We start from the raw sequence: 12,456 nt of genomic DNA, 5'->3' as shown, positions 1-12,456 counted from the left end.
GGGCGCATGGGTGAGGACGAGCGCAGGAGACGGGCGGCCGAGCAGGAGGCGCGTGCGCTCCGTGCGCTCGAGGCGATCAGGAACGGTGGCGATCTGAGCAAGGAGACGCTCGACCTGTCGAACGAGTACTCCGATTCCCTGGGCACCCGCGTCGCAGCATGGTTCCGCGGGGCGAGGCGGCGGAAGGACTGACCCGGGTCAGTGCGCCGCGTCCGGGTGCACCGGGTGGTGGCTCGTGATCGAGACGCGGTTGAAGGCGTTGATGACGATCGCCAACCACCGGACCGCGGCGATCTGACCGTTCGTGAGCGTCGACAGGTCGTCGTCCGGCAGTCGCCGGCGGTGTTGCACGTCCGCGATGAGGGTGACGTCCTCGGTGATCGCGAGCGCCGCCTGTTCGACCGGGCTGAAGTAGGTGGTGTCCCGCCAGGCGGACAGGATCGCCAGGCGTTCGGTGGTCTCGCCGAGCGCGATCGCGTCGGCCACGTGGATGCGCAGGCAGTAGGCGCACCCGTTGATCTGGGAGGCGCGGATCCGGACGAGCTCGATGAGGCGCTTGTCGATGCCGGCGGCGAGCGCGGCGCGGCCCGCTGCACGACCGGTCTCGACGAGCGCCTGGTAGACCTCGGGTGATTCCTTGTCGAGCCAGACGTCGGCGCTCATGGGGTTCCTCTCCTCGCTCGGCGGGCGCGGTTCCGCAGCCCCTCGGTCCAACGCTAACGCGCACGACGGGAGGGACGTCACCGTGACGGGATGTCGTGGCGGGTGACGGCGACGGCCCCGAGCTCCTCGTACGGCTCGAGGACGATCCGGCGGGACCCGCAGGAAGCGCACCGGAGGTAGCGGAGGCGGCCTTCCGAGGTGGTGTGCGCCGACTCGGTCGTCCAGGTGTGCGGGTGTGCATCGGACAGCTCGGTGGTCGGAGCGGACGGCTGTGGTGGTGCGTCGAGGATGGTCATGCGTCAACCATGATGTAATGGCGTTATGCATCTCAACCCTTACGGATCGTATGCGGTCCTGCTCGCCGCGTCACTCGCGAACGCCTGGCCCGACGACCGGGACGGCATCGTCGATCGCACCCGCGAGCACGGGATGACGATGCCGTTCACCGAAGCGGTCGACGACCATCGGCGGGTGCGCGCCGTCATCGACGAGTGGCTGACGGTCGTGGACGCGACGGACGACCAGGCCAGGGCGGCGGCGCTCAACCGGCAGATGGCCTCAGCGGCCGCGTTCCCGCGGCTGACCGACCATGATGGTGAAGGCTGGCATCTCCACTACCGTGACGAGCATCAGACCCTGCCGGCGGTGCTCGCCGCCGTGATCAGCGTCGGGACGGCCCTGCACCTCACCACCCGGGGCATGCAGCGTCTCAGCCGCTGTGCCGCCGGGTCGGAACCGGGCGACACCTGTCGGAACGTCGTCGTCGACGTCACCCGCAACGGTCGGCAGCGGTACTGCTCGGTGCGGTGCGCCAACCGCTCGGGTGTTCGTCGGCACCGGGCGCGCGGAGGAGGCTCAGCCCGCTGAACGGGGGTCCGGCAGCAGGAACCAGACGCTCGCTCCCCCGAGCCCGGACTCGTCGATCTCGATCCGGCCACCGTGCGCCTCGACGATCCGCCGACAGGTCGAGAGGCCGATGCCGAGGCCGGCGACCTCACTCCCTGCCGCACGTTCCATGAGATCGAAGACGCGTTCGCGCTGCTCCGGCGCGACACCGGGACCGTTGTCCTCGACCGCGACCAGCACCCCGGCGGAGACCCGTTCGGCCTGCACGAGCACGTGCGGGACGGCCCCGTCCGCCGCACTGAACTTCACCGCGTTCGCGATCAGGTTCTGCAGCAGCGCGCGCAGCAGCGTCTCGTCGCCGTGCACCGGCAGCGGCGTGTCGACGACGACGGTCGCACCGGTCGCGACGATGACCGCATCGAGGTCTTCGATCACCGAGGAGACGAGCGGCTCGAGGTCGATCGTCTCGCGCCGCGGACGGGCGCCACCGATCCGGGCGAAGTCCAGCAGGTCGGTGATCATCACGGCCATCCGGTCGGCGGCGGACTCGGCCCGGGCGAGCGCCTTCGCCGCGTGCGGTGCGTTCGCCATCTCGGGACTGTCGGTCGCGAGTTCGAGGAACCCGGAGACCGCCATGAGCGGGTTGCGCAGGTCGTGGCTCACCTGTCCGGCGAACTGCGCGAGCTGCTCGTTCGATTGGCCGAGTTCGTGTGTGAGGCGGAGCAGCTCGAGGACGTCGACGACCTGCCGGGCGAGCAGGTCCAGCGCCCGGCCGTGCTCCGGGGCGAGGTCGCGCACCCGGTCGTCGAAGATGCACAGGGTCCCGATGGGCACCCCGTCCGGCGTGACGAGCGGACTCGAGGCGTAGAAGCGGACGTTCGCGACCTCGCCGGTGACGAAGGGGTTCGACGCGAAGCGCTCGTCCTCGCGGGCGTCGGGGACCATCGTCTGCGCCTGCTGCTGGAACACGACCGCGCACATCGAGTCCTCACGCGAGCAACTCGCGGGCTCGAGCCCCACCGCGGCGACCTGGTGCTGGAAGCGGTCGTCGATGATGTTGATGACGGCCTTCGGCACGTCGCACATCGTCGCCGCCAATTGGACCAGGCTCTCGAGATCGGTCTCGGGCGGGCGGCCGACGATCTGGTACTCGGCGATCGCGGCACGCCTCGTGATGTCCTCTGCGGTGATCACGCGTGCCCTCTCGTCGTCGGAATCCGGAACGAGTCAATGCTACCCATCCAGGGGACACCCGATCCCCCAGGTGTCGGGGATCTCGCGGGCCGTTCGGGTCGACCACCCGCGCATCAGCGCAGCTGGAGCCGCTGCCACGCGAGCTCGGCGAGGACCGTGGCCTGGAGGCCCAGGACGCTGTCGTCGAAGACGGCCCGTTCCGAGTGGAGCGCTGGAGACCCACCCTCGGGTGCCGCACCGACGAAGACGAGCGTTCCCGGGACCTCGTCGAGCACGTAGGCGAAGTCCTCGGACGCCATCGACGGGGCCTCCTGCCGGACCACCCGGTCGGGTCCGACGAGCGCGTCGAGGGCGCCGAGCACGAACCGTGTCTCGGCGGGGTCGTTGACGGTGACCGGGTAGGACTCGATGAACGTCGACTCCAGGGTGCAGCCGTGCGCTTCCGCGATGGCCCGCAGCAGCTCAGGCAGCTGCTCACGCACCGTCGTGAGCGTGGCCTTCGACAGCGTGCGAATGTTCGCCTCGAGGCTGACCGCCGACGCCAGGACGTTGCTCGCCTCCGAGTCACTGCCGAGGCGGGTGATGGAGATGACGGCCTGATCGGTGGCCGGCAACCGACGCGCCGCGAAGGTCTGCACGGCCAGGATGAGGTGCGCGGCCACCGGCACCGGGTCGACGGCGAGATGCGGGAACGCCGCGTGACCGCCCGTCCCACGGACGGTGACGCGCAGCGCGTTGGCGCTCGCCATCATCGCGCCCTCCCGGGTGACGAGGTCGCCGCGGCGGGTGCTGGGGTCGACGTGGAGCGCGTAGGCCGCGACGGGTCGCTCCCCCGCGACGTCGAGGAGTCCGGCATCGAGCATGACCCTGGCGCCAGCCTGCCCCTCCTCACCGGGCTGGAACATGAACACGACGGTGCCGGCGAGCCGGTCGCGACGGGCCACGAGGAGGCGGACCGCACCGAGGAGGCCGGCCATGTGCAGATCGTGACCGCAGGCGTGCATCGCCCCCGACGTCGCGGCGAACGGGAGCCCGGTCGCCTCGGTGACGGGCAGCCCGTCCATGTCGGATCGGAGGAGGACGGTCGGCCCGGGGAGGTCGCCGCGCAGGACAGCGACCACGGAGGAGATGCCGTCCCCGGTCGTGATCTCGAGCCCGAGGTCGGCCAGCTCGCGCAGGATGATCAGCTGGGTCGCCGGCAGGTCCAGCCCGACCTCGACGGCCCGATGCAGTTCGCGCCGGACGGCCACGAGCGCCTCGAGCAGTGTGGTCGCATCCTCCTGGAACGTCGTCATGTCCGGTCCTCCTCGTCCTCCGGCGGACGCCGGTACACCTGCTCACCGTCGATCCACGTCTCGGCGACCCGCACGGCGGCGATCTCGTCCGTGGGCACGCTGAAGACGTCGCGGTCGAGGACGGCGAAGCTGCCGTCGTATCCGGGAGCGATCCGGCCGACGCCCTCGAGGGGCGAGAGCAGCGCGGCCCGTCCGGTGTACAGCAGCAGTGCTTGGGCGACGCTGATCGCCTCGGCCGGGACGAAGTCGGCGCCGTTGTAGGCCTGGCGTCGGACCGCGGCCTCCACGCTCAGCATGACGTCGTCCGCGCCACTCCACGCGGTCGCAGGACGGTCCGAAGACAGCGCGAGCGGTTCGATCGTGCGGTACAGCCGCGCGATCGGGTAGGCGTCCGGCACCTGTTCGGCGCGCAGGGCCAGCTCGTACCCGTCGTACTCGGCGAAGAAGAAGACGGTGTGGGTGGCGATCCCGAACGTCATCCGAGCGGACCTGAGTCGTTCGGCGTAGGGCTCGCTGATGATGGTGGCGTGCTCGATCCGGACCGACGGGATCCCGTCGAGCCAGGGTTCCTCGTGTTCGAAGAGGCTCGCGACGCGATCGAGGGCGCGGTCACCCATGGCGTGCACGGCGAGCTGGACGCCGTTGCGGCGAGCCCAGGCGCCTGCGGCGAGGACGTCCTCGTCGTCGACGAGGCGGAGTCCGTGGTCGCAGGACTCCGGGTACGGTTCGGCGACCCAGGCCGTGCGGTTCGAGTAGGCCCCGTCGAGGACGACCTTGACCCCGCCGATGCGGATCCGACCCTCGCGGTCGTCCTCGGTCAGCTCGGCGAGCGGCGCGGACGGATCCCACCCCGGGTAGAGGGCGACCCGGGTGCGCAGGCCCTGATCGGCGGCGCTCCGGAAGGCGTCGAGGGGGTCGTGCAGCCGGTTCGACAGCAGGTCGCACACCGCCACGATCCCGCGGGACGCCAGTTCCTCGCCGATCGCCACCAACGATGCGAGCTGTTCCTCGCGCTCCGGGACCGGGATGAACCGCGAGACGGCCTCGACCGCGGCGATCTCGGTGAGGACGCCGTTCGGTTCGCCGGCCGGTCCACGTTCGAAGCGCGCGCCGGGCGGGTCGGGTGTCGTGGCGGTGATGCCCGCGAGTCTGAGCGCCGCGCTGTTGCAGACGGCGGAGTGGGCGTCGCAACGCCAGACGAGGACAGGCCGCTCGGTGGACACGGCGTCGAGGTCCGCCGCCGTCGGCATGCGTCCCTCGGGGAACTTCGTGTCGTCGAAGCCGCGACCGAGGACCCAGGCGCTCGCTGAGGTCAGGGTCGCCGCGTGCTCGCGGAGGCGGTCGACGAGGCCGGTGATCGACACCACGGACGGCGGGAAGCACTCGGCTGCCACGGCGGTGGCGGCCATGAGCGCCGGATGGGTGTGGCTGTCGATGAGGCCGGGCAGCACCGTCCGCCCGCCGAGGTCGACGGCGGGCTCGCCTGCGACGTCCGCCGCATCGCCCACCCAGTCGAAGCGTCCGTCGACGATGCGGAACGCCGAGGCGAACCCCGTCTCGTCGGTGCCGGTGAAGACCCGCGCGTTGCTGAACAGCTGTGACCCGCGCATCAGATGGCCCTCCACGTGAAGCGGCCGCCGAGCAGGGTCGCGGACACCGGCATCGACCGCAACCGCTCGGGGTCGGTGCTGAGTGGGTCGAGGTCGGTGATGACGAGGTCGGCGGGTTGTCCGACCGCGATCGACGTCCGCACGCTCGCCGCGAGGGCGACGTCCATCGGGAGCCGTTGTTCGGGGTGCCAGGCGTCGCGGCCGTCGCGACTCCTGGTCGTCGCAGCGGCGATCGCCAGCCACGGGTCCAGCGGCGAGACCGGGGCGTCGGATCCGAGCCGGAGCCCGACCCCGGCACGGTGCAGCGATCCGAAGGCGAAGGCGCGACCCGTGCGGCCGCTCCAGTGGCGATCGGCGACGTCGCGGTCGTCCATCGCGTGCTCGGGTTGCACGCTCGCGATGAGTCCGAGCTCGGCGAACCGGGCGAGGTCCTCCTCGCGCACGAGCTGCGCGTGCTCGACGACCCCGCGCATCCCCAGCGCTTCGAAGGTGTCGAGGACCTCGGTGTTGGCACGGTCGCCGATGGCGTGCACGGCAGCCTCGATCCCGGCGCCCCTCGCACGCTCCAACAGCCGACGGAGCTCGTCGATCGAGACGCTCTCGACGCCGCAGGCGTGCGGGCTCGACGGATCGACACCCGGGTACGGGTCCCAGCACCAGGCGGTCCGCGTGTTGAGGGAACCGTCGACGACGACCTTCAGGCGGCCCATGGTGAGGAGACCGGCCGGGTCGATCGGGTCCCCGGTGCGGAGCCCTGCAGCGATGACGGATTCCAGGCGGTCCGGCCAGGCGGCGGCCTCGATCCGCAGGCTCGTCGCCCCGCCGGCGATGCGCTCCGACCACTCGCCGAGGTTGTCGGTGTTCTCGAATTCGACGACGCCGACGACACCGCGTCGCGCTGCGTCCTCGGCAGCATCGCGATAGGCGTGGACGGCGAGCCCCGAGTGCTGGTCGATCCGTTGCAGTGCGTCGATCCACGGTGCTTCGGCGACGACACCGCTCGCGTCGAGCTCCAGGCCGAGCCGGTGCGCGGCCCGGGTGTTCATCCACGCGCAGTGCAGGTCACCGCTGACGAGGATCACGGGGAGGTCCGACTCGGTGGCCTCCAACGCGGCGAGCGTCGCCGGCTGCGCCCACAGGCCGTCTCGGAAGCCGTACCCCATGAGGAATCCGTCGGTGAGCGGTGCATCGGTGTCGACCGCGCGACGGACGGCTGCCAGGACGTCGGCGGCGCTCGCGGTCTCGGTCAGGTCGATCCGACGCCGCTGGATCACCCACTGGGTCAGGTGGACGTGGGCGTCCCACAGGCCCGGCCCGATCCTGCGGCCGGCGACGTCGACGACCTCTCCGGCGGTCTCGAGGGTCCCTGCCGGGCCGATTCCGGCGATGCGACCGTCGCGGATCACGAGGTCGACGGGATCCTGGCCGTACGGCCGCGCGTTCAGCAGCGTCAGCGCAGCGTCCGTCACGATGCCGCCACCCCGCCGTCGGTGGTCGCCGCGGCGGCTCCGGTGCCGATGCCGTGGATCGCGCCCATCCGTGCCGCCAGCGCCGGGTTCCGATACGGTCCCGGCTCGCCGAGGGCCGCGATCACGCGCTCCACGACCTCGGCCGGCTTGTCCTGACTCATCTTCTCCTTGGCCTCGAACCGGGTCACGCGCATGCGGAAGCCGACGGTGCCGTGGACGATCCGGGCTGCGTACTCGCTGTTCGCGATCGTCCCGTTCATCAGGTACGGCTCGGGCAGGACCCGCTCGAAGTGGGCCACGAGGCGGTCGAGCACCCGCAGGTTCTCCTCGTCGGACAGCAGCTCGGGCACACCGTACAGGTGGGCGACCGCGAAGTTCCAGGTGGGCACCGCCGGCGTCGTGTCGTACCAACTCGGCGACACGTACCCCTGTGGGCCGGAGACGATCACCATCGCCTCATGCTGTCCGAGCTCGTGCAGCCGCTCGTCCGGACGCCCGACGTGACTGAGGAGGACGATCCCGTCCTCGTCCTCGTCGAGCAGCATCGGGTAGTGCGAGGAGACGAGACCCCGACCCGGCACGTGACTGACCACCGTGGCCCAGGGGTGTTCACGCACGAGGGCGCGCACCGCCTCGACGTCGTCGAGCACGTACTCGTCGGTGTGCCTCATCTGCTGCCTCCAGTGGCGTTCGGGGTATCGACCGATGACGCTGCGGCCGCGAAGGCCGTCGCCACGCTCGACGGGGCTCCGACGCCCCGGACGCGCGACAGCCAGGCGGTCGTCGCGGCGAGGGCCTCGAGGTCGAGACCGGTCTCGATGCCGAGACCGTGGAGCATCCACACGAGGTCCTCCGTGGCGAGGTTACCGGTGGCACCCTTCGCGTACGGGCACCGACCCAGGCCACCGACCGACGAGTCGAACTCCGCGACCCCGAGCGAGAGCGCCGCATACACGTTCGCGAGCCCCTGACCGTAGGTGTCGTGGAGGTGCAACGCGACCGCCTCGACCGGGATCCCGGCGTCGAGCACGTCCCGGACCATCCGCGTCGTGAGCCCCGGGGTCCCCACGCCGATCGTGTCGCTGATCGCGACCGTCGAACATCCGGCACGGTGCAGCCGGACGACCGCGTCGACGACCGTCGCCGGATCCACGGCACCCTCCCATGGATCGCCGAACGCCATCGACACGTAGCCGCGGACCGGGACGTCGGCGGCGGTCGCCGCCGCCACGACCTCCTCGGCCCGTTCGATGGCTCCCTCGCGCGAGGTGTTGAGGTTCGCCCGCGCGAAGGACTCCGAGGCGCTGACGACCACCGACACCGCACGGATGCCCGCGTCCAACGCACGATGCAGGCCTCGCAGGTTCGGCACCAGGGCGACGGCACGGGCCCCCGACGGCACCTCGAGCCCCGCGACGAGTCGTTCCGCATCCGCGAACTGCGGGATCCAGGTGGCCGGCACGAAACTCGTCACCTCGAGATCGCGCGACCCCGCCTCGTACAGGCGCCGACACAGCTCCGCCTTCACCGCGGTGGGCAGGATGTCCGTCTCGGCCTGCAACCCGTCACGCGGCGCCACCTCGTACACGCGCACACGCGTCGGCAGCCCGTCGACCGGCTCCACCCGTGGCCGTGGGAGCCCGCTCATGCGGTTCCGGCCCGGAGCTCGTCGAGGACCTCGCGCGCGTACTCGACCCGGATCCGACGGTCGGCGACGATCCGCGCCGCCACCGCGCCGATCTCGTCCACCGTCGCACCGGCGCTCGCCGCGATCGTCCTCGCGTGCAGGGTCATGTGGCCGCGCTGGATACCCTCCGCGGCGAGCGCACGACAGGCGGCCAGGTTCTGGGCGAGGCCGACGGAGGCGATGACGGCCGCCAGTTCCCTGGCCGTCTCGACGCCGAGGAGGGTGACGCCCGCCTGCGCGGTCGGGTGCGCCTTCGTGGCTCCCCCGACGAGCCCGACGGCCAGCGGGACCTCGATCGTGCCGACGAGGTTCCCGTCGGCGTCCTGTTCGAACTGCGACAGCGCCGAGTACCGGCCGGACCGCGCGGCGTGGGAGTGGCAGCCCGCCTCGACCGCGCGGGTGTCGTTGCCGGTGGCGAGGACGACGGCGGTGATGCCGTTCATGATGCCCTTGTTGTGCGTGGCGGCGCGGTACGGGTCGGCTTCGGCGAAGGCGCTCGCGGCGACGATGTCTGCGACCACCTGTGGGCCGCCGAGGAGTTCGACGTCGAAGACGGCCCTGGCGCGGGTGATGCGCTGGTCGGCCTTGTTCGTGAGGATCCGCAGCAGGGTGCGCGAGCCGGCGATCTCGGCGAGACGCGGTGCGATGGCCTCCGCCATGGTGTTGACGGCGTTCGCGCCCATGGCGTCACGGACGTCGACGTGGAGGTGGACGATGACCTGGGTGCCCACCCGCGTCGGCAGGACCCGGACTTCGATGTCCCTGGCACCCCCGCCGAAGGAGACGAGGATCGGGTCCAGCTCGTTCGCGAGGGCGAGCAGTTCCTCGCGCGCCTCCAGGACCCGGAGTCGTGCGGCGTGCGGGTCGACCGCGTCGAGGATCTGGATCTGCGCGATCATCACGTCACCCGACGACGAGGTGCGGAACCCGCCGTGCACGCGCGCGATCCGGGCTGCGTTGGAGGCCGCGGCGACGACGCTGGGTTCCTCCGTCGCCATGGGGACGAGGCGATCCTCGCCGTCGACGGTGAAGTTGGTGGCGACACCCACCGGGATGGCGATGACGCCGACGACGTTCTCGACCAGGTGGTCCGCTTGGGCGATCGACAGCCCGGCGTCGGGATGCAGGGCGGCGAGCGCCCCGACCGGCACGCCGGCACCCTCGGCGACGAGCTCGAGTCGCTCGTCGGTGGTGTGGTCGCGCAGCCCCTGGATTCGGCTGTTTCTCGGCATGGCTCGCCCTTCGGTACAGGCAGACACCGGGTCCTCGGCGCTGCGGTCATGATGACCCTACGAGCGGGGATCATCGACGACGATGGGCGGATGACTCAGTGGATCTGCGATCGTGTGGGTGGATGACACACGCCTCTCGACGGACGATCACCTTAGACTCCTGAGGGACCAGTCAGGAGACCCGATGCGAGAGCCTGCCGACGCGCGAACGGCCACCGGTTTCGATCACGCCGATGCCGATCCCCAGCAGGAACTGATCCGGCTGCGACGCCGCGAACACGAGTTGTCCGCCCTGTTCTCCAGTGCCCGCGAACTCGCCGAGCTCCGCGACAGTGACGCCGTGCTCGCCCGGCTCGTCCAGCGCGCCCACGAGATGATGGGCGTCGACCTCGCCTACCTGTCCGAGTTCGACCCCGTCACCCACGAGCTGCGGGTCCGTGAGACGAGCGGCTCCGTCAGCGCCTCCTTCCAGACCCTCCGCGTGCCGCCGGGTCGTGGGCTCGCGAGCGTCGTCGTCGAATCACGGACGGCGCAGTGGGTCGCCGAGTACTCCGACTACACGACCGATCGACACGAACGCGGGATCGACGACGCCGTCGCCGCGGAAGGGCTCGTGTCGCTGCTCGGCGTGCCCATGCTCACGAGCGACGACGTGCTCGGGGTGCTCTTCGTCGGCAACCGCGACCGGAAGGACTTCTCCGCCGAGGAGGTCGCACTCCTCTCGGCGCTCGCCGACCACGCCTCGGTGATCCTGCAGACGACGCAGACCCTGCGCGATCTGCAGGACTCGGAGGACGCCAGCCGCCGGACCCTCGCCGACCTCACGGCGCATCTCGTCGAGCGCGACCGCGCGAACACCGTCCACCAGGAACTCGTGCAGGCGGTCCTCGCCGGGGGCGGGTTCGCACCGGTCGCCGAGACGCTCGCCACCGCACTCGGCCGGGCCGTCGCCGTGACGGACGCGCAGGACCGCGTGATCGCCGCCGCCGGCCTGCCGCTCTCGGCCGGCATGCTCGACCTCGACGACGACGCCCGAGCGGCCATCGCCGAGAGCCGGCGTTCCGGGCACTGCGTCACGGTCGCGAGTGGCGGTGTCGGGGCGATCGCCGCTCTGTCGGCCGGGACCCGGCACTTCGGTGCGCTGATCCTCGGCGACGGGGCGTTCGACCTCGGCGCCGTCGACATCCGCACCGTCGAGCGCGCCGCCCAGGTCGCGGCGCTCCTCGAACTCCAACAGGAGGCCGCGTCCGGGGCCGACCACCGGATCCGCAGCGAACTCATCGCCGACCTCCTCGACGACGTGCCCGAACGACGGACCGACGTCGAGCGACGCGCGCGTCGCCTCGGGATCGACCTGCAGGCACTGGACTGCCTGCTCCTGCTCGCGGTCCCGGGCGATCAACAGACCGCGGCCGCCCGCGCGCTCAGCCGCCAACTGGACGACCACGCCCTCGTGGGCGAATACCGCGGGTACGTCGTCGCGGCGCACGCCTCCGACCGTCGGCCCCTCGACGCCGAGGCGCTCCGCCGGCACATCGCGTCGGGCCTCCAGCATCCGGTGGTCGCCGTCGTCCCCCGTGCGGCTCCCGGTGCCCTCGCCTCCTCGTTCACGACCGCGATGCGCACCGCCAGGCTCATCGCGGCGCTCGAACTCACGGACCTCACCGCATCGACCGACGACTTCCTGCCCTACTCCGCGATCTTCGACACCGATGCGCGGGCCCTGGCCGACTTCCTGCGTGACACCATCGGACTCGTCCGGCGGTACGACGCGGAGCGGAACGCGGACCTGCTGGGCACCTTGCGCGCGTTCGTGCGGAACAACGCGAGCCCCACCCGGACCGCGCGGGCCCTCAACTTCCACACGAACACGATCCTGCAACGGCTCGACCGCCTGGACCAGGTGCTCGGAGCGTCCTGGCGCGAGGACGAGCGCATGTTCCGGCTCGGCATCGCCGTCCGCCTCGACGAGCTCCGGGAGCAGTTGCAGGCCGGACGGTAGCCGAGGTCGCCGGTTCAGCGATCCGCGTCCGTGGGGAAGGGCTCCTCGCCGGATTGCGGGAACGGGTTCCCCGTCGGCTGGCCGAAGACGAGGATCATCTCGGCGACGGTGTCGGACTCGTTGCGGACACCGTGGACGAGCCCGGCCGGCGCGTAGAACGCGTCGCCGGATCGCAACCGCCTCCGATGCTCGCCCGAGGTCACGACGAGTTCGCCGGCGGTGACGACGTACAGTTCGTCGGAACTGTTCGGTGAACAGCTCGAGTCGTCGCCCTCCAGGTGGAGATGCTCACCCTCGGCCGCTCCCGGTTCGAGGCGGTACCGCATGACCGACGACGGCAGGGCCGTGGTCTGCTGGAAGTACCACTCCAGATCGATCCGGCCAGGGCCCTCGTACAGCGCCACCTCATGGGCGTTGTCGCCGAGTCGTTGCACGCGCATCGGGTTCCTCCTGCTGGT

The 12,456-nt window shown here is 71.2% G+C and carries 13 protein-coding genes; 3 read left to right on the top strand and 10 right to left on the bottom strand.

The window, feature by feature from the left end; all coding sequences use genetic code 11:
- Positions 1-6: 6 nt before the first annotated feature.
- Positions 7-192 carry a hypothetical protein gene (locus ASE44_RS02525; protein WP_056777229.1) on the top strand — a complete coding sequence of 62 codons (186 nt, stop codon included), beginning with the start codon at positions 7-9 and terminating at the stop codon, positions 190-192.
- A 6-nt stretch (positions 193-198) separates the two neighbouring features.
- On the opposite strand, the gene ASE44_RS02520 is transcribed toward ASE44_RS02525, so the two are convergent.
- Positions 199-663 carry a carboxymuconolactone decarboxylase family protein gene (locus ASE44_RS02520; protein WP_056005268.1) on the bottom strand — a complete coding sequence of 155 codons (465 nt, stop codon included), beginning with the start codon at positions 661-663 and terminating at the stop codon, positions 199-201.
- A 77-nt stretch (positions 664-740) separates the two neighbouring features.
- Positions 741-959, bottom strand: coding sequence for a hypothetical protein (locus ASE44_RS02515; protein WP_056777227.1), 219 nt, complete (start codon positions 957-959; stop codon positions 741-743).
- A 25-nt stretch (positions 960-984) separates the two neighbouring features.
- Here ASE44_RS02515 and ASE44_RS02510 point away from each other — a divergent pair, with 25 nt between their 5' ends.
- On the top strand, positions 985-1,530 hold the full coding sequence (locus ASE44_RS02510; RefSeq protein WP_056777224.1) for a CGNR zinc finger domain-containing protein: 546 nt from the start codon (positions 985-987) through the stop codon (positions 1,528-1,530).
- Here the strand turns inward: ASE44_RS02510 and ASE44_RS02505 are convergent.
- The 7 genes from ASE44_RS02505 to ASE44_RS02475 form a co-directional block, all read right to left on the bottom strand.
- The gene (locus ASE44_RS02505) at positions 1,519-2,703 is read right to left on the bottom strand and encodes an ATP-binding protein (protein WP_056777221.1); all 1,185 of its coding nucleotides are present in this window, start codon (positions 2,701-2,703) and stop codon (positions 1,519-1,521) included. The two genes, ASE44_RS02510 and ASE44_RS02505, sit on opposite strands and share 12 nt — an antisense overlap.
- Positions 2,704-2,816: 113 nt before the next feature.
- Positions 2,817-3,998: a M20 family metallopeptidase gene (locus ASE44_RS02500; RefSeq protein ID WP_056777217.1), complete on the bottom strand. Its 1,182-nt coding sequence runs from the start codon at positions 3,996-3,998 to the stop codon at positions 2,817-2,819.
- Positions 3,995-5,608: an amidohydrolase gene (locus ASE44_RS02495; RefSeq protein ID WP_056777214.1), complete on the bottom strand. Its 1,614-nt coding sequence runs from the start codon at positions 5,606-5,608 to the stop codon at positions 3,995-3,997. The genes ASE44_RS02500 and ASE44_RS02495 overlap by 4 nt, the downstream gene beginning before the upstream one ends.
- Entirely contained in the window at positions 5,608-7,077 is a 1,470-nt protein-coding gene (locus ASE44_RS02490; RefSeq protein WP_056777211.1) for an amidohydrolase, read from the bottom strand. Before ASE44_RS02490 ends, ASE44_RS02495 begins: the two co-directional genes overlap by 1 nt.
- Positions 7,074-7,748, bottom strand: coding sequence for an FMN-binding negative transcriptional regulator (locus ASE44_RS02485; protein ID WP_082455708.1), 675 nt, complete (start codon positions 7,746-7,748; stop codon positions 7,074-7,076). The genes ASE44_RS02490 and ASE44_RS02485 overlap by 4 nt, the downstream gene beginning before the upstream one ends.
- Positions 7,745-8,725, bottom strand: a complete 981-nt coding sequence (locus ASE44_RS02480) for a hydroxymethylglutaryl-CoA lyase (protein WP_056777208.1) — start codon at positions 8,723-8,725, stop codon at positions 7,745-7,747. The genes ASE44_RS02485 and ASE44_RS02480 overlap by 4 nt, the downstream gene beginning before the upstream one ends.
- Positions 8,722-9,996, bottom strand: a complete 1,275-nt coding sequence (locus tag ASE44_RS02475) for a hydroxymethylglutaryl-CoA reductase, degradative (protein ID WP_056777206.1) — start codon at positions 9,994-9,996, stop codon at positions 8,722-8,724. Before ASE44_RS02475 ends, ASE44_RS02480 begins: the two co-directional genes overlap by 4 nt.
- Before the next feature lie 184 nt (positions 9,997-10,180).
- Here ASE44_RS02475 and ASE44_RS02470 point away from each other — a divergent pair, with 184 nt between their 5' ends.
- Positions 10,181-11,998, top strand: coding sequence for a helix-turn-helix domain-containing protein (locus ASE44_RS02470; protein WP_056777203.1), 1,818 nt, complete (start codon positions 10,181-10,183; stop codon positions 11,996-11,998).
- A gap of 14 nt (positions 11,999-12,012) precedes the next feature.
- Here ASE44_RS02470 and ASE44_RS02465 read toward each other — a convergent pair whose 3' ends face one another.
- Positions 12,013-12,438 carry a cupin domain-containing protein gene (locus tag ASE44_RS02465; RefSeq protein WP_056777201.1) on the bottom strand — a complete coding sequence of 142 codons (426 nt, stop codon included), beginning with the start codon at positions 12,436-12,438 and terminating at the stop codon, positions 12,013-12,015.
- Positions 12,439-12,456: the final 18 nt, after the last annotated feature.

Origin of the sequence: Plantibacter sp. Leaf1 (assembly GCF_001421315.1) — a bacterium.
Classification (GTDB): domain Bacteria; phylum Actinomycetota; class Actinomycetes; order Actinomycetales; family Microbacteriaceae; genus Plantibacter.
Note: the sequence above shows the minus strand (reverse complement) of the source record. Positions and strands in the feature narration are given on the sequence as shown.